Genomic DNA, 16,150 nt, shown 5'->3' with positions numbered 1-16,150 from the left:
CAGAGCAGGCGATTCGAGCCGCCCGTCGTGCTTTCCGGCGAGGCGATCAAGCCCCACCGCCGAGCGTCAGGCGAGGCGGATCAACCCGTAGTCGAACGCATGCCTGCGGTAGACGACGGTCGGTTTGTCGGTTTCCTTGTCATGAAAAAGGAAGAAGTCGTGTCCGACCAGTTCCATTTCGTAGAGTGCGTCGTCGACCGTCATCGGCACGGCGGGGTGCTCTTTGACTCGGACGATGTGTCCTGGACCGGCTGCCTCGGGATTCTCCGCGGCCCAGCGGTCTTCGTCGCTCTGATGCACCGGGGCCTGGCCGTTCAACGTCGGATCAGCCGCTGCCGTGGCCTCGGCGACGGATATGGGTGTTCTCAGTCCGTGGTGGACCTTGCGACGATCTTTTGTCCGGCGGAGGCGCGACTGGAGTTTTGCCAGTGCGGCATCGAGTGCGGCGTAGAAGTTGTCTGCGCAGGCCTCTCCTCGAACCACCGGGCCTTTGCCAACCGCGGTGATCTCGAGTCGCTGGCAGATCTTGGACTGACGTCGATTTCGCTCGTGGTGAAGCTCGACATCAAATCGGAAGATCGTCGGGTCAAACCGTTCCACCCGGGACAGTTTGTCCATCACGTGTAAGCGGAAGTGGTTGGGGATTTCAACATTGCGGCCGCTGACCTGCACTTCGGCGTCAGGGCGGGAGAGTTCATCGGACGAATCGGTTCGGACGTAAATGCCCGGATCAAACGGATCGGTTCGGGTGATGGTGTCGGGACTCGTGCTGGAATCTGTGCTTTCTTCAGATTCGGAAACGGCTACTTTGCCGACGCTTGTCGTCACTTGCGATACCTCCTGGCTCGGTGAACTAAAGATCCCGGCCACCGCAGCGCACGCGCTCAGGCAACCGGTCTATGAGTTGGGCTCTCACCTCCCCCCGGCCACCACTTGCTTCGGCAACCTTTGTGCGGCTAACTGACGCACCTTCGACCGTAGTCCTCCGGCCAACTGTTCGCCACATATTGGCCGTTGGCCGTTCATCGGTACGTTGACCGGACAATCCGACTCGATGACTTTTCGGAATTCCTGAATGACTTTGGCCACCAGATCGTTTCGACGGGAATGTCGGTGTGGGAAATGTTGGCGCGGGAATTGTCGGGCATGGACTCGCCGATGACTCACGCTGCGGCAACGACGAGAACGAGGTGCACCTCGACGCCGGCGCGGGCGAGGACCGCCACGGACTCCGCCGCGGTCGCACCTGTCGTCAACACATCATCGAGTAGGACAACCGCGGCGTCGCGAGTGCGAGCCGTCGCCGCACCCGGAACGAGGTTTCGGCGGAGCCTGATCGCGCCGTCCAGGTTGTCGCCGCGCTGCCCGGCCGACAGGCGTGCCGAATCACGCGCCCACATCGAGGTGACGAGCATCGGCGTCACCGCCACCGGGCCACCTGATGCCTCGCCACACAATGACCGGGCCGCGGCGACGGCGATCGCCGTCACCGGATCGCCGCCGCGACGACGCGCGGACATCGGCCGGGTAGGCGCCGGGATCAACACCAGCCGATCGGCAGCAGGCAGCTCGGACCAGCGGTCGAGGGCGAGCAAACCGGCGGCGATCGCCCGGCCCAACGGAACGGACAGATCACTGCGGCCACGCTCCTTGAGCTCGAGGATCGCCTGCCTGCGAACGCCGGTGTACCGCCCCAAGGCGTATGCGGGGATCGCCAGGGCCACCCGGGTCCGGACCTCGATCGGGGCATCGGCGATCTGGGCAGCACACACCCGACACCACCGGGTCCCGGGTCTGGCACATCCACCGCAGTGCAACGGGACCACCAGATCCACCAGTGCCGGCCACACCCGCTCGACCATGGTCGGAAATGATGCCACCGGCGCCCGGCCCAGCGGCCGGACGCGGGCCTCGCGCAGCGAAATCATCCACAGTTCGCCATGCCGTCCACAGGTATTGCAGACCTGGTGTGTCAGAACTCGATGTGGCCGAATCTAATGCGGCAGAACGGGTATCGCCGACGAGCCCATCGTCGGCGGCACCTCACTCCAGTACTGATCCGGCTCGTCGCTGGTACCGCCGAGGCGCAGGACACCGCGGCTGTCTGCGGCATAGATGGTCGACGGACTTGCCACCACCGCCGTCACGGGAGGGGTGAGGTTGCCACTGGGCAGCGCTCCGGGCGGCATCCCGTCGATCCGTAACTGCACCACCGGACCTTCGGCAGAACTGCGTCCGATCACCAGCATCTCGCTGCTCAGCCAGTCCAGCGACACCGCGCCGACGATGTTCAGTGCCCCGGCCCCGAGCGGGTTGGCCAGCAGCAGTCTGCCGTCGGCCCGGTCCTCGATGATCGCGAGTACCACCTGTCCACCGACGATCAGCGCTGCGCGAGCACCGTCCTGAGAAACCTGCAATTCGGTGATCGGGCCTTGCGCAACCGCGCGGATCGCCGACGAGTCCACTTCCCGCTCGGTGACCTGACTGTTGCCCGACATCTGCGTGACCTGGGTGACCCGGTTGTTGTCGACAACCGCCCACACCGTTTGGGAATCACCGGCAAACGACGGCCGCGTGATGGTGCCGCCCTCGATGACCGGGGTCACGCCGGCACCGTAATCACCGATCGAGAGCGCCAGTGCAGGCGCCGGGCCCGGGGCCGGGTTCTGCGACACCACCGCCACCCGACCACCGTCTGCCGAAAGGTCTGCAGAAACCAGGTTCCGAGATTCCCCCAACGTGCCGGGAACCGGGGTCAGTGCGTCGTCCGCGACCACCTGCAGCGATCCACCCTCCACGACATGCAGGCCGACGGGACTGGCGGGCGGATTCGGATTGAGCGACTCCACGTCGTTGGTCTGCCATCCGTTCGCGTGACGTTCGTTCAGCGGCGCACCATCGGCGTCGATCACATACGGACCACTGATGTCGGCGTCACTGAGCGTCCAGATGATCTGCGCCGCCAGGCGGTTACGTTCGGCACCACCCAGGCCATTGAGACCGACCAGGTCGATCCGGATACCGCCGCCACTGAGCGACTCGATCGACCCGCGCAACGAGGACCGGGCCGGGAACTCGTTGATGACCGCGCCGCGCAGATCATCGACGGGTCCGGCGATCAACAGTCCGATCAGCTGGTCCGCCAGCTGATCTCCGCCGGTGTAGAACCACCGGGGATCGGCGACCAGGTGCTGGTCGTCGTAACTCGGGTAGTAGAGCACGTGCGGCCGATACGACAACTCGAACTGCTCGCGATCCATCAGGACACCGGCAGGCAACGGCCCGTTGATCCGCCATTCCCCGTCAACCCGCGTCAACGACAACTGGATCTCGATGCGCCCCGAACTCGGGATCAGTTGTCCGCTCGGCTGCAGTTCGCCGGTGTCTTCCCCGTTGACGCGGACCGTGATCGTGTCGTCGGTGCGCTTGTCGCTCAAGACGTTGATCTCGTCGAGCAACAGGGCACCACCCTGGTCGTCCCAGGAGTCCGAAGCGTCCTGGGTCAAGAACTGTCGCGCTGCGAGGTGCCCGGAACCCGGCTGCACCGAGGCTTTGAGGAAGCTACGGACCAGCGACTCCGGGTCCATCCCGGGGCTCGGTGTCGGGACGTTGGTGCTCGGCGGTTTGCGCTCGAGCGAACCGAGCGGTTGCGGACTGGAGTTGTTCGGGATCGAGACACAGGCCGACAACAGGCACACCAGAACCGCCATCACCCCGGCACACAGGCTGCGTCGACCGGCGCGATGCCGTGTCACGCCACTCATCGACAGCTCGCCTCGCCATGCTCGTCCTGCTGCCACATGTCGCTGAACCTCACTCATCGGAGGGCCCCGGATCACGGGGTGCGCGGCGCGACCCCGGCGGTTTGAGCGGCAGCGGGCTCCCCAGCACCTTGTGCCCGCGAACCAGTGGCAGGGTCAACCGGAAGCACGCACCCTTGCCCGGTTCGCCCCACGCCTCGAGACGGCCCTGGTGCAGTCGCGCGTCCTCGACGCTGATGGCCAGCCCAAGGCCGGTGCCGCCGGACCGACGGAATCGGGATGGATCGGAACGCCAGAATCGATTGAACACCAACTTCTCCTCCCCTGGCCGCAGACCGATGCCCCCATCGCGCACCGTGATCGCCACCGCGTCGCCATCGCTTCGCATGGTCAGCGTCACCGGCTTCTGGTCGCCGTGATCGATGGCGTTGGCCAGCAGGTTCCGCAGGATTCGCTCGACCCGGCGCGGGTCGACTTCGGCGATGACCGGTTCGTCCGGCAGATCCAGGATCAGTTCGGTGTTGGTCTCTTCGGCGAGATGCCGGACAGTCTTCACCGCAGCGTCGATCGGGATGGTCATGTTCAGCTTGTCGGCCGACAGTTCGGCAACACCGGCGTCGTGGCGGGAGATCTCCAGCAGTTCGCCAAGCAGGGTCTCGAACCGTTCGAGCTCCATGTCGAGCAGTTCGACGGATCGCTTCAGAACCGGTTCGAGCTCTTCGCGACTCTCGAACAGGACATCGGCTGCCATCCGGACCGTCGTCAACGGTGTCCGGAGTTCGTGGGAGACATCCGAGGTGAACTGCCGTTGCAACCCACCGAACTCTTCGAGGTGGGAAATCTGTTTCGAGAGACTTTCTGCCATGTCGTTGAACGACATCGCCAAACGGGCCATGTCGTCCTCGCCGCGGACCGGCATTCGTTCCTTGAGCCTGCCGTCGGCAAAGCGAACCGCGATCCGCGACGCGGAACGGACCGGGATCACCACCTGGCGGGACACCAGGATGGCGATGGCGGCCAACAGCCCGAGCAGCACCAGGAAACCGGTGAAGATCGTTCCGCGGACCAGGGAAACGGTGCTCTCTTCGTTGGTCAGCGGAAAGACCAGATAGAGCTCGAGGCCGGGGATGTCGGTGTTGGTCGGAGTACCGATGATCAGCGCCGGGTTCTGCTGTCCGTTCGACCCGGTGACCGACGAATACCGGTACGCCATCTGGCCGCCCTGAACCATCTGGCGAAGGTTTTCGGGGATCTCACCGATCGGCCCGACGCCGGTCGGACCGGTCGGGCCCGAACTCGGCACCAACAACACCGTGTCGAACGTACCGACCACACCTGAGCTGTCGCCGGAATCGATGCCCCGGTCGGTCAGGATGGATCGGGTCTGGCGCAGGCGGTTGAGCAACGAGGCGTCCGAGTCGGCCCCCGACAGATCACGCTCGACGGCCAGACGGGTGCGCTCGAGCTCTTCGGTGGCGGCCTGGAGCTTGAGATCGAGCAAACGGTCCGTGATCTGACTGGTCAGCACAAACGCCAGGATCAGCACCACGACAAACGACAGCACAAGGGTCGACACGACCACTCGTAGCTGCAGGGATCGACGCCACAACTGGCCGACAAACTTGCCGACCGAGCCCACCCGACGCATCGCCGGTCCGAAGGTCCCGTTGATGCGACGCCGCGGGCGTCCGATCACGGCGGTCCGGCCTTGTAGCCGACCCCCCTCACGGTCAGGACGACCTCAGGGTTCTCCGGATCTGTTTCAACTTTGGCCCGTAGGCGCTGCACGTGCACGTTGACCAGCCTAGTATCGGCCGGATGCCGGTAGCCCCACACTTGCTCCAGCAGCACGTCACGGGTGAAAACCTGCCGCGGTTTACGCGCCAACGCAACCAGTAGGTCGAACTCGAGCGGCGTCAGAGAGATGGGCACGCCCTCGCGGGTGACCTTGTGCGCCGGGACGTCGATCTCGATGGGACCGATGGACAGCAACTCGGCGGGTTCATCCTCCGTGCGCCGCAACCGGGCGCGTACCCGGGCGACGAGTTCCTTGGGCTTGAACGGCTTGATCATGTAGTCGTCGGCACCGGACTCGAGTCCGAGAACCACATCCACGGTGTCCGACTTCGCCGTCAGCATCACGATCGGCACACCCGAATCTGCACGCAACACCCGGCATACGTCGATGCCGTTCATGCCGGGCAACATCAGGTCGAGCAAAACCAGATCGGGCCGGATCTCCCGCACCGCTGTCAGGGCCTGGGTGCCATCGCCGACGACAAAGGGCTCGAACCCCTCTCCGCGCAACACGATGGTCAGCATCTCCGCCAATGCCGCATCATCGTCCACAACCAGAATCCTGGGTTTCATTGCCACATCGTGTCACCGAATCGTTGCAATGTGTGGTTGACGCGCCGACTTCCCCACGGCCCGGATGCAACACCAGCACTCCCCCGACGGTTAGTCTCGGTGGTGTGGGCGTATTGATAGCAGTAGAGGGCTTGGATGGCGCCGGTAAACACACTCTGGTCACCGGTCTCGTAAACCGTTGGGCCACAGAGGGCTATCGCGTTGCAACCATGACCTTCCCAAGGTATTCCGAATCAGTGACCGCCGACATCGCCGCAGAGGCATTGCACGGCGAACACGGTGATCTGCGGTCCAGCGTGAACGCAATGGCGTTGCTATTTGCGCTCGATCGCCGCGATGCCGACGCCGAGCTGCGGAAGTTGTTGTCCGCCAACGACGCCGTGATCCTCGACCGGTATGTCGCCTCGAACGCCGCCTACAGCGCGGCCCGACTCGGCGAAGCTGCCGACGGCGACGTTGTCGAGTGGGTCACCGCCCTCGAGTTCGGACGATTCGGACTGGCCGTGCCCGACCATCATCTACTGCTCGACGTCCCCACCGAGCTTGCGATCGGGCGGGCGAAGTCGCGCGCCGAGGCCGACGTCACGCGCAGCCGGGACCATTACGAACGCGATCACGATCTGCAGGAACGCACCGCGCTGGTGTACCGCGGTCTGGCCGAGCGCGGCTGGATGTCTCCATGGTCACGACTTGGTTCCGAACCCGACCCCACCCTGGCCGATCGGCTCATATCCATCTGATATCGCTCGGATTTGGTCACAACCCCATCAAGAGACCGTAACGCCGACCGTGACGTGCACAGATCGACCGCGCCAGATCACTAACGTCGGGTGTAGCCGCGTTGATGGGAGGTTGTGATGATTCATCTCCCGGTCCATGTGGGCCACGGCGGTTCCCACTCCATCCCGCCGATACCCGTGCGCCCCACCGCCGCGATCGCGGCGGGTGTGCTGGTGGTCAACATCGCGCTCCTGTGGCTGGCGTTTGGTCTCCGCACCGGCCCGACGAGTGATGCCGACCAGATCGAGGAACTCGTACATCGGCAGATCACCGCCCTCAACAACCGCGACGCGGCCGGCTTGCAACTCACCTACTGCGCCGAGAGTGGACCGATCGGCGCGCGGATCGTCGAGAGCCTCGGTCCCGCAGACGCCGGCAGCACCATCGCTGTAGCCCAGATAACCGACATTCGGTTCATCGGTTCGCCACCGGCAGATCTGGCGACCGCAAGCATCACGCTGACCGTCGTCGGCGCCGAAAACCCGGCGCTGGCCACACAGCCCCGGAGCGTCTCGTACTTCAAACGCGAGGAAACCGGCTGGAAGATGTGCCAACAGAACGATCAGCAACAGACCACGCGATATCTTTGATCGCCCGAAGCGCCTCAGAAGCACATGGACGACCCCCTGTGATCCGATCAGTGCGGGGCATCGCCGACGGTGTTCGGCGCAGGCCTCCCGACGTAGAGTTCCCAGTCAGCAATCACACCGGTTCAACCACCCCCTGCCCTGGTTCCGCCTGCCCTGATCCCACCCGGAGGCCTCGATGACGCAACCACCCAACGGTCCATACGGACCCGGCGACAATCAGGACGACAAGGGTTGGGGTCAGGGTCCGGGCAGCGGGCCGGATCAACCGGGCCGGGGCGATCAGCCGTCACCCGAACCCACCTGGGGCGGAACGGCCGGGCCCGAACCCACCTGGGGTGGAGCGCCGGGCGCCGGGGCCGATTGCGGCCAGAGCCGGCCACCCCGGTACGAGCCGACGACCGAGTACCGACCCGATCACTACGGCACCGGCGCGACGCCACCGCCGGCAGGACCGGGTGGAGCCGGACCGGCCGGGTACGGCCCCCCACCCCAAGGTCCGAAACCACCGAACAAAACCCCGTGGATCGCCGGGATCGCCGCCGCCGCAGTGCTCGTGGTGGTACTTGCGGTCGTACTGTTCATGACCCTCGGCGGCGACGAGGACACCGACCCGATCGTCGACCCCGGGCAACTCACCACCACGTCATCGCAGTCGTCGATGGCACAGGCAGAAGAGCAGATCGAAGACGCGATCCGGACGTACACGATCGCGTTCAGCGACGCCGACTGGGAGACCGCGCTGTCGGTCACCTGTGGCGCCGAGCAGGACATCATCCGCGACCTGCAGTCAGACACCGGCGTCCAGCTGAACGGGATGAAACTGAACTCGGTCACCGGGATCGCGGTCGACGGCAACACCGCCGAGGCAACGGTGTCTCTGACATACGTCGACCCGGCCGACCAGAGCCCGGTCGAGACGAGCCGCTTCACGTTCACCATGGAGAATCGACTGGACACCTGGAAGATCTGCGACACCCGCGAGATCTGACACACCAGGCTCCGACAACACGGTCAACCCTCAGGGGAGGAATTCTTGAGTTATCCGCCGACGGGTCCATCGGGATGGGGGAACCCCGATCCTCGTCACAATCCGCAGCATCTTCAGCCGCAGTACCCGCCACCGCAACCACAACCGGGATCATGGGCTCCGGGTCACGGCGCACAGCAGTGGGGGCAGCCGGGCCCATCCGGCTCGTGGGGCACTCCACCACCGCGTCCGCCGAGAAACCCGACCGGGCTGATCATCGGTGCGATCGTCGCTGTTGTCGTGGTCGTTGTCGGCGTGGTGATCACCGTGGCCGTGCTGGCGGGCCCTGACAACACCGACAGCGGTGTGGCGGCCGATCCATCCACCGCCACCTCGTCCGCGAGCAGTTCCGCTGCTTCGGCCGATGAGGGTGATCTCCAGGCCGCCGCCGAGAAACGCGTCGAGTTGATCAACACCCAGGACGCGGTGGGTCTGCACCGGATGGCCTGTGAGGCCGATTCGCGCACGGAGTCCACCGCCGGATATCAGGATCTGTTCGACGAGAACGGGCCGATTTCGGCGTCGATCGACGTTCAGGACGTGGTCGTCGACGGCTCCCTCGGCACGGTCGAGGGTGTGATGTCGATCGATCGGGACACCGGCGACATCACCTGGCCGTTCAAGAAAGAGGACGGCCAGTGGCGGTTCTGTCCGAGCCTGTCCCAGAGTCCGACCTCGGATACCGGCGGCGACGACGACATCATCACCGGCTGACCCGGCTGCGCAGGCAGAACCGAAAATGGTGGGTACAGGCGTTCGCCCGTACCCACCATTTCAGGTGTTGAAGAACCTTGCGGCCCTAAAACTCAGTAGCGGTAATGCTCGGGCTTGTACGGGCCCTCGACATCGACGCCGATGTACTCCGCCTGCTCTTTGGTGAGCCTGGTCAGAGTGCCGCCGAGTGCCTCGACGTGGATCTTGGCGACCTTCTCGTCCAGTGCCTTCGGCAGCCGGTAGACCTCGTTGTCGTACTCGTCGCTCTTGGTCCACAGCTCGATCTGCGCGATCACCTGGTTGGAGAAGCTGTTGCTCATCACGAACGACGGGTGGCCGGTGGCGTTGCCCAGGTTCAGCAGACGACCTTCCGACAACACGATGATCGACTTGCCATCAGGGAAGATCCACTGATCGACCTGCGGCTTGATGTTGATCCGCTTGACCTCTTTCGACGACTCGAGGCCTGCCATGTCGATCTCGTTGTCGAAGTGACCGATGTTGCCGAGGATCGCCTGGTGCTTCATCTGCTTCATGTGATCGAAGGTGATGATGCCGAGGTTGCCGGTCGAGGTGATGATGATGTCGGCGTTGCCGATCGCCTCCTCGACGGTGACGACGTCATAACCGTCCATCAGCGCCTGCAGGGCGTTGATCGGATCGATCTCGGTGACCTGCACGCGTCCGCCCTGGCCGGCCAACGATTCGGCACAACCCTTGCCGACATCGCCGTAGCCGCAGATCAGGATCTTCTTGCCACCGATGAGGACATCGGTGCCACGGTTGATTCCGTCGATCAGCGAATGACGGGTGCCGTACTTGTTGTCGAACTTGCTCTTGGTGACCGAGTCGTTGACGTTGATCGCCGGGAACACCAATTCGCCTGCTGCAGCGAACTGGTAGAGCCGCAGCACACCGGTCGTGGTTTCCTCGGTGACGCCCTGGACCGACTCGGCGATCGTCGACCACTTGGTCTTGTCCGTCTCGAAACGCTCGCGCAGCAGCGACAGGAACACCTTGTACTCGGCCGAATCGTTCTCGTCGACCGGTGGCACAACGCCCGCCTTCTCGAACTGCGCACCGCGCAGAACCAGCATGGTCGCATCGCCGCCGTCGTCGAGGATCATGTTGGCCGGCTCACCGGGCCAGGTGAGCATCTGCTCGGCAGCCCACCAGTACTCCTCGAGGCTCTCGCCCTTCCACGCGAAGACCGGCACACCCTTGGGCTCGTCGACGGTGCCGTAAGGCCCGACGACGATGGCCGCGGCGGCTTCGTCCTGGGTGGAGAAGATGTTGCACGACGCCCAGCGCACCTCGGCACCGAGTGCCACCAGGGTCTCGATCAGCACCGCGGTCTGCACCGTCATGTGCAGCGAGCCCGAGACACGAGCACCCTTGAGCGGCAGTACATCCGCATATTCCCGACGCAACGCCATCAAACCCGGCATCTCGTGCTCCGCGAGCCCGATCTCTTTGCGTCCGTATTCGGCCAGCGAAAGATCCGCCACCTTGAAGTCGATGCCGTTGCGGCTGTCCGCGGTGAGCGGGCCGTTCTGGACCGATGTCATATACCACTCCTCAAAGTCCCACTGGATATTGCCTACCAGGCTAACCCGTGGTCGAACGAGCGCCACCCCCGGCTGCGGCATCGACAACCGGGTCGAAGATCTCGGCCAGATCGTCTGCGACATCGCGGTCGGCCTCCGGCGGCATGGACACATAGCTCAGTGCCATCCGGACCATCGCGCGAGCGATCCGCACGGCCGCGGTTTCGTCGGCTCCGACCCAGCTGTGCTGCAAGAGCTCGCTGATCCTGCTGCTGGCCTGGTCGATCAACGGCCCGGCATCAGTGGTGATCAGCCGCAACAGATCCGGTTTCGCCTGCCCTGTCAACAACGACTGGATCAGCGGGTCCGTGGCCACAGAGGCAAAGAAGTCCGAAAAGCCCTCTGCCAACGCTATTTTGGTCTGCCCCTCGTGCGCGAGAACCGCCTCGGAGATCAAGTCCACCAACTCGTCGGCCAGGCGGAGTGCATACGCGGTCGCCAGTCCCTGCCGGGACCCGAACTCGTTGTATACGGTCTGCCTGCTGACCCCGGCCGCGGCCGCGACATCGGCCATCGTGACCGCCGACCAGTCCTTCGACCGCAACAACTCTCGCATTCCGTCGAGCAGACTGCCTCGCAGTAATCGTTTGGTGGCCTGCGCGAATGGAATTGGCGCAGCCGAGCCCACTGTGGCCGACGTGGGTTCCGAAACCTCTGACATGTCGGCCAGGGTAACGGTCGCGTCGGCCACCGGGGTCACGAGCGGGTGACTTCCTCCATGTAGAAGTCCAGTTTGGCGGCCCCACAATCCGGGCAACTCCAGTCGTCGGGGATGTCCTCCCAACGGGTTCCCGGGGCGATCCCGTCCTCGGGCCAACCCTTCGCCTCGTCGTATTCGAATCCACACTGCATACAGACGTACAACTTGAAGTTCATGACGACACCGTTTCCTCGAAATCGATCTTCTCCCGGACGCCGCAGTCGGGGCAGGGCCAGTCGTCGGGGACGTCGGCCCATCCGGTCCCGGCCGGAAAACCTTCGCGCGGCGCGCCGATCGCCTCGTCGTAGATGAATTCGCAGACCGGGCAGCGATATGCGCTCATTTCGCGGTTCCGTTCACTTCGCCGAGCATCGACGTGCGGTGCGCGGCAAGTATCTTCTCTCGCCGACGGGGCACGATGTTGGCCAACGACAGGTCGCCGCCATAGTGTTCGACAACCCTGTGGTCCATCACTTTTCGCCACAGCGGCGGGAAGTACGCGAGCGTGATCATGCTGGCGTAGCCGCTCGGCAGAGCGGGCGCGTCCTCAAAACTGCGCAGCACCTGGTACCGACGGGTCGGATTGGCGTGGTGATCGCTGTGGCGCTGCAGGTGGTACAGGAAGATGTTGGTGCAGATGTGATCCGAGTTCCAGCTGTGCTCGGGACGGGCGCGCTCATAGCGGCCACTGGCCGTCTTCTGTCGCTGCAACCCGTAGTGCTCGAGGTAGTTCACCGTCTCCAGCAACCCGAACCCGTACACGGCCTGAATGACCATGAACGGCAGGATCTGCCAGCCGAAGATCGCGGTCAGCACGCCCCACCCGACCACTGACATCAACCAGGCGTTGAGGACGTCGTTGCCGATGTTCCAGACCGGACGCTCCAGCCGTTGCATGCGGGTGCGTTCGAGATTCCAGGCCGACTTCAGACTCCCCCACACACTCCGCGGAAGGAACGCCCAGAAGGTCTCGCCGTATTTGGCGCTGGCCGGATCCTCCGGGGTGGCCACCCGTACGTGATGGCCACGGTTGTGCTCGATGTAGAAATGCCCGTAAAAGGTCTGCGCGAGAGTGACTTTCGATAGCCATCGTTCAAGCGAGTCTTTCTTGTGCCCGAGTTCGTGGGCGGTGTTGATCCCGATGCCACCCATGACGCCGACCGTCAGGGCGATACCCAGCTTCGAGAGGAGTCCGAGGCCGCCATCGATCCCCAGCCAGCTCAGGTCGCTCGCGGTCCACAGGTAGCAGGCGAAGACCAGGCTCGCGAGCTGGAAGGGAATGTACGCGTAGGTGCAATAGCGGTAGTACTTGTCGTTTTCCAGCTCTTCCATCAGCTCCTCGGGCGGGTTCTGGCCGTCGGGCCCGAAGAACAGATCCATGATCGGCAGCAAGCCGTAGACGAGCAACGGACCGATCCACCACCAGACCGGCGCAACAACGCCGGCGCCCAGCCAGTTGAAGCCGGCCACCAACGCGGTCGCGAGAAAAAGCGCGGTCGGCGGAATGAGGCCCAGCAGCCACAGGTGACGCTTTTTGTCTCGCCATTGCGCCACCGACTGCTCGACGGTCGACGATTCCGTAGTGCCCATCATCATCCTCCTGGCCTCTTCAAACTAGAACTTGTTGTGGACACTACCGACGCTGGAGTCGTGTGTCTATACATTGAGTTCGATTTGTAAAGCGACGCACTTCACAAAAAACCCCGATCCGGGAATCAGCCCGGATCGGGGCTTGTCAGATTTCAGGTCAGCCGTCGGCCACCAACGGACTCACTCGGGGGCAACGCCATCCTTGCCTGCCCCTGCGCGGATATCGTCACCGACCTGATCTGGGATCTCACCACGAGCACGCTTCCCGACCATCGAATGGCGCTGGCTGTACAGGAAGTAGAAGGCGACACCGATCACCATCCAGACCAGGAATCGCAACCACGTCAGCGCCGACAGGTTCAGCATCAACCACACGCAGGCGATGATCGCCAGGATCGGGATCACCGGCATCCACGGCACCTTGAATCCACGAGGCAGATCCGGACGGGTCTTCCGCAGCACAATCACACCGGCCGCAACAACCACGAACGCGAACAGGGTGCCCACGTTGACCATTTCTTCCAGCTTGGTGATCGGGAAGAACGCGGCCACCACCGCGACGACCAGGCCCACCAGGATCTGGATCCGGGCCGGGGTCCCGAACCGGCTGGTCTTCGCAAATGACCGGGGCAACAGTCCGTCTCGTGACATCGCGAACAAGACACGAGACTGACCGAGCATCAGCACCATGACAACCGTGGTCAGACCTGCCAGAGCACCGATCGAAATCACCTTCTCGGCCCAGGTCACCCCGTTCAGGCCGAATGCATAGGCAAGGTTCTTGGGTTCCCCGTCGCCGGCTGACGTTGCCAGGTCCTTGTAGCTGACCATGCCCGTGACCACGATCGTGACCAGGATGTAGAGCACCGTGACGATGGCCAGTGAGCCGAGGATGCCGCGCGGCACATCTTTTTTCGGATTCTTGGTCTCTTCGGCGGTGGTCGCGACGACGTCGAAGCCGATGAAGGCGAAGAACACGATCGAGGCCGCCGCCAGGATGCCGTACCAGCCGTAGCTGGAGTCGCCGCCGCCGGTCATGAGCGAGAACAGGGTCGACTCGACGGACCGGCCGCCGGACTCCGACGGCTGTGATTCCGGCACAAACGGCTTCCAGTTGTCAGTGTCGATGTAGAAGAACCCGACAACGATCACCAACAGCACAACCGTGACCTTGACGGCCGTGACCACAGCACTGAACCGGGAGGACAACTTGGTGCCGATGACCAGCAGCACCGTGATCGTGGCGACCACGACCAGCGCACCCCAGTCGACGTCGAGACCAGCGATTTCGGTTGTGCCACCGGAGAATCCGAAGACGGTGCCCAGATAGCTCGACCAGCCCTTGGAGACAACGGCCGCACCGACCGCGAATTCGAGGATCAGGTCCCAGCCCAGGATCCAGGCCAGGAACTCACCGAAGGTGGCGTAGCCGAAGGTGTAAGCAGACCCCGCCACCGGAACGGTCGAGGCGAACTCGGCGTAGCACAGTGCAGCCAAGGCACAGGCCACCGCTGCCATCACAAAAGACAGCGAAATCGCCGGTCCCGCTTTGTCTCCGGCCGTCGACGCGGTGATGGTGAAGATGCCGGCACCGATCACCACCGAGACACCGAAAACAGTGAGATCCCACCAGGTCAAACTCTTCTTCAGCTGCGAACCGGGTTCTTCGGTGTCAGCCATCGATTGCTCCACGGATTTTGTCCGTGTCAGCGGATTGCCCATCACAACTCCTCAAGTGACATGCGTGCATTGCGGCGAATGCAGCCTGCCTGAGAAACTATCCGACCAACCCAGCGAACACTGGTTAATCCACCCGGGATGGCGCGATCATTTTCCGCCCCGGCGAATGACGCAGTCGATCGAGTCAAGAGACCGATCCTCGATCGATATCGGGTTCGAGGTAGATCACCCGCGCGACCGGAACCCGTGCCCGCACGCTCGACTCCGCGGCATCGATGGCAGCGGCGACATCGAGTGCCGAGGACCCCGGTGTGATCGCGATCTTTGCGGCCACCAGCATTTCATCCGGAGCAGTTCCGGATTTCGGGACGTGCGGACGAAGCGCCACCATGAGCCCTCGCCCTTGAGCGGTTTCGATTCCCGGTACGCGGTCGAGAACTGTAGGACTCGAGCGCGATGGCCAAGACTCCCAGCCGCTGACTCCGGCCCGGACAACAAACCCCCTGCGGCACCTCTGAACCACCGAAACCCGCCGGCACTTTCTTCCGGCGGGTCTCGGGTGTCGAGCAGTCGCGGTTGGGCGATCTAGGCGAAGTAACCTGCGGTGCGCTTATCGGCGCCCTGCATCGTCGATCCCGCTTCGCGCACCTTCGTCGACAGGTTGTTCAGCAGCAGACGAGAGTCCGAAAAGCTCGTGTCCCAACGCTGCTGCGCGACGGCGTAAGCTTCGGCACCCTGCGGTGATTCCCAGTTCGAGTGCAGTCGAACGACTTCGGACTTGAGCGTCCCGGCCAGCTCCTCGAGCTGCTTGAAATCCGAATCGAGCTGAGCCGACAGCTCCTCGATCGCGGCAAAGTTGTACTTGATCATGGCATTGTTCCCTTTCAGGCGTTGGTGTTGGAGGGGCCGAGAATCACAGGCTCAGACCGGATCCCCCACCCATGACGGAGCCGATGGTTCCTGCGAGGTCCTGGTCTTCGTTGTCGTAGCCGTTGAATCCACTCTCCAGCGACGCCTTCAGACCGTCGAGAGCAGTCTTGAGCTGAGCCCCCTCGGCCTGCCACGCCGCTGCCGCATCCTGAAACGCCTTGCTGGCGGTGCCCTGCCACATCGCTTGCGCGTCTTCGGCATTCTTGTTCAGGCGTTGCAACACAACACCCATGTCCTCGATGAGCTGCCCCACCGATTTGGTCGTGATCAACGCGTCTGGGACGTCGAGTTTCAACCCGCTGTTACCGCCGTCGGCAGTCATGGTGAATCCCCTTCTTGTGTGATTGCCGCGGTATCGGTTGATATCCGCGGATTTTGTAATCTGCTCCGGTACCACGCCG

At 63.7% G+C, this 16,150-nt stretch carries 17 protein-coding genes and 1 pseudogene; 4 read left to right on the top strand and 14 right to left on the bottom strand.

Features of this window, described 5'->3' with window-relative positions:
• Window positions 1-66 precede the first annotated feature (66 nt).
• The 5 genes from hpf to mtrA form a co-directional block, all read right to left on the bottom strand.
• Window positions 67-723 (bottom strand): ribosome hibernation-promoting factor, HPF/YfiA family, encoded by a 657-nt coding sequence (hpf, locus tag AC56PL_RS03605; protein ID WP_497153556.1) that lies wholly within the window; start codon window positions 721-723, stop codon window positions 67-69.
• Between the two features lie 440 nt (window positions 724-1,163).
• The gene (locus AC56PL_RS03600; RefSeq protein ID WP_497153555.1) at window positions 1,164-1,862 is read right to left on the bottom strand and encodes a ComF family protein; all 699 of its coding nucleotides are present in this window, start codon (window positions 1,860-1,862) and stop codon (window positions 1,164-1,166) included.
• Window positions 1,863-1,994: 132 nt separating this feature from the next.
• Window positions 1,995-3,764, bottom strand: a complete 1,770-nt coding sequence (lpqB, locus tag AC56PL_RS03595; RefSeq protein ID WP_495515026.1) for an MtrAB system accessory lipoprotein LpqB — start codon at window positions 3,762-3,764, stop codon at window positions 1,995-1,997.
• Between the two features lie 49 nt (window positions 3,765-3,813).
• The gene (gene mtrB / locus AC56PL_RS03590; RefSeq protein WP_495515025.1) at window positions 3,814-5,457 is read right to left on the bottom strand and encodes an MtrAB system histidine kinase MtrB; all 1,644 of its coding nucleotides are present in this window, start codon (window positions 5,455-5,457) and stop codon (window positions 3,814-3,816) included.
• Window positions 5,454-6,131 carry an MtrAB system response regulator MtrA gene (gene mtrA / locus AC56PL_RS03585; RefSeq protein ID WP_495515024.1) on the bottom strand — a complete coding sequence of 226 codons (678 nt, stop codon included), beginning with the start codon at window positions 6,129-6,131 and terminating at the stop codon, window positions 5,454-5,456. The genes mtrB and mtrA overlap by 4 nt, the downstream gene beginning before the upstream one ends.
• A 104-nt stretch (window positions 6,132-6,235) precedes the next feature.
• On the opposite strand from mtrA, the gene AC56PL_RS03580 reads away from it, so the two are divergent.
• The 4 genes from AC56PL_RS03580 (at window position 6,236) to AC56PL_RS03565 (ending at window position 9,242) form a co-directional block, all read left to right on the top strand.
• Window positions 6,236-6,871, top strand: coding sequence for a dTMP kinase (locus AC56PL_RS03580; RefSeq protein WP_495515023.1), 636 nt, complete (start codon window positions 6,236-6,238; stop codon window positions 6,869-6,871).
• A gap of 117 nt (window positions 6,872-6,988) precedes the next feature.
• Window positions 6,989-7,501, top strand: coding sequence for a nuclear transport factor 2 family protein (locus AC56PL_RS03575; RefSeq protein ID WP_495515022.1), 513 nt, complete (start codon window positions 6,989-6,991; stop codon window positions 7,499-7,501).
• A gap of 175 nt (window positions 7,502-7,676) precedes the next feature.
• The gene (locus AC56PL_RS03570) at window positions 7,677-8,489 is read left to right on the top strand and encodes an Rv0361 family membrane protein (RefSeq protein WP_497153027.1); all 813 of its coding nucleotides are present in this window, start codon (window positions 7,677-7,679) and stop codon (window positions 8,487-8,489) included.
• A gap of 45 nt (window positions 8,490-8,534) precedes the next feature.
• The gene (locus AC56PL_RS03565; protein WP_495515020.1) at window positions 8,535-9,242 is read left to right on the top strand and encodes a hypothetical protein; all 708 of its coding nucleotides are present in this window, start codon (window positions 8,535-8,537) and stop codon (window positions 9,240-9,242) included.
• Between the two features lie 92 nt (window positions 9,243-9,334).
• On the opposite strand, the gene ahcY is transcribed toward AC56PL_RS03565, so the two are convergent.
• The 9 genes and pseudogenes from ahcY to AC56PL_RS03520 all read right to left on the bottom strand — a co-directional run bounded on the left by ahcY (window position 9,335) and on the right by AC56PL_RS03520 (window position 16,071).
• Window positions 9,335-10,810 (bottom strand): adenosylhomocysteinase, encoded by a 1,476-nt coding sequence (ahcY, locus tag AC56PL_RS03560; protein ID WP_495515019.1) that lies wholly within the window; start codon window positions 10,808-10,810, stop codon window positions 9,335-9,337.
• A gap of 40 nt (window positions 10,811-10,850) precedes the next feature.
• Window positions 10,851-11,510: a TetR/AcrR family transcriptional regulator gene (locus AC56PL_RS03555; RefSeq protein WP_497153026.1), complete on the bottom strand. Its 660-nt coding sequence runs from the start codon at window positions 11,508-11,510 to the stop codon at window positions 10,851-10,853.
• Window positions 11,511-11,545: 35 nt separating this feature from the next.
• Window positions 11,546-11,725: a rubredoxin gene (locus tag AC56PL_RS03550; protein ID WP_497153025.1), complete on the bottom strand. Its 180-nt coding sequence runs from the start codon at window positions 11,723-11,725 to the stop codon at window positions 11,546-11,548.
• Window positions 11,722-11,892, bottom strand: a complete 171-nt coding sequence (locus tag AC56PL_RS03545; protein WP_495515016.1) for a rubredoxin — start codon at window positions 11,890-11,892, stop codon at window positions 11,722-11,724. The genes AC56PL_RS03550 and AC56PL_RS03545 overlap by 4 nt, the downstream gene beginning before the upstream one ends.
• Window positions 11,889-13,145 carry an alkane 1-monooxygenase gene (locus tag AC56PL_RS03540; RefSeq protein ID WP_497153024.1) on the bottom strand — a complete coding sequence of 419 codons (1,257 nt, stop codon included), beginning with the start codon at window positions 13,143-13,145 and terminating at the stop codon, window positions 11,889-11,891. The genes AC56PL_RS03545 and AC56PL_RS03540 overlap by 4 nt, the downstream gene beginning before the upstream one ends.
• 174 nt (window positions 13,146-13,319) lie before the next feature.
• Window positions 13,320-14,861, bottom strand: a complete 1,542-nt coding sequence (locus tag AC56PL_RS03535) for an amino acid permease (RefSeq protein WP_495515014.1) — start codon at window positions 14,859-14,861, stop codon at window positions 13,320-13,322.
• Between the two features lie 142 nt (window positions 14,862-15,003).
• A pseudogene (locus AC56PL_RS03530) lies at window positions 15,004-15,168 on the bottom strand (cation diffusion facilitator family transporter); the annotation flags it as partial.
• A 236-nt stretch (window positions 15,169-15,404) separates the two neighbouring features.
• Window positions 15,405-15,689, bottom strand: a complete 285-nt coding sequence (locus AC56PL_RS03525; protein WP_497153023.1) for a WXG100 family type VII secretion target — start codon at window positions 15,687-15,689, stop codon at window positions 15,405-15,407.
• A 43-nt stretch (window positions 15,690-15,732) separates the two neighbouring features.
• The gene (locus tag AC56PL_RS03520; RefSeq protein ID WP_495515012.1) at window positions 15,733-16,071 is read right to left on the bottom strand and encodes a WXG100 family type VII secretion target; all 339 of its coding nucleotides are present in this window, start codon (window positions 16,069-16,071) and stop codon (window positions 15,733-15,735) included.
• Window positions 16,072-16,150 lie beyond the last annotated feature (79 nt).

It is taken from the genome of Williamsia sp. Y721, from assembly GCF_059683565.1.
The sequence above is the reverse complement of the archived record's forward strand: the minus strand, read 5'-3'. Positions and strand labels throughout refer to the sequence as shown.

Coding starts and splice junctions, on each gene's coding strand:
- AC56PL_RS03600 (WP_497153555.1), bottom strand. CDS start 1,862: ATGGTCGAGCGGGTGTGGCCGGCACTGGTGGATCTGGTGGTCCCGTTG.
- lpqB (WP_495515026.1), bottom strand. CDS start 3,764: ATGAGTGGCGTGACACGGCATCGCGCCGGTCGACGCAGCCTGTGTGCC.
- mtrA (WP_495515024.1), bottom strand. CDS start 6,131: ATGAAACCCAGGATTCTGGTTGTGGACGATGATGCGGCATTGGCGGAG.
- AC56PL_RS03575 (WP_495515022.1), top strand. CDS start 6,989: ATGATTCATCTCCCGGTCCATGTGGGCCACGGCGGTTCCCACTCCATC.
- AC56PL_RS03570 (WP_497153027.1), top strand. CDS start 7,677: ATGACGCAACCACCCAACGGTCCATACGGACCCGGCGACAATCAGGAC.
- ahcY (WP_495515019.1), bottom strand. CDS start 10,810: ATGACATCGGTCCAGAACGGCCCGCTCACCGCGGACAGCCGCAACGGC.
- AC56PL_RS03555 (WP_497153026.1), bottom strand. CDS start 11,510: ATGTCAGAGGTTTCGGAACCCACGTCGGCCACAGTGGGCTCGGCTGCG.
- AC56PL_RS03550 (WP_497153025.1), bottom strand. CDS start 11,725: ATGAACTTCAAGTTGTACGTCTGTATGCAGTGTGGATTCGAATACGAC.
- AC56PL_RS03545 (WP_495515016.1), bottom strand. CDS start 11,892: ATGAGCGCATATCGCTGCCCGGTCTGCGAATTCATCTACGACGAGGCG.
- AC56PL_RS03540 (WP_497153024.1), bottom strand. CDS start 13,145: ATGATGATGGGCACTACGGAATCGTCGACCGTCGAGCAGTCGGTGGCG.
- AC56PL_RS03535 (WP_495515014.1), bottom strand. CDS start 14,861: ATGGGCAATCCGCTGACACGGACAAAATCCGTGGAGCAATCGATGGCT.
- AC56PL_RS03525 (WP_497153023.1), bottom strand. CDS start 15,689: ATGATCAAGTACAACTTTGCCGCGATCGAGGAGCTGTCGGCTCAGCTC.
- AC56PL_RS03520 (WP_495515012.1), bottom strand. CDS start 16,071: ATGACTGCCGACGGCGGTAACAGCGGGTTGAAACTCGACGTCCCAGAC.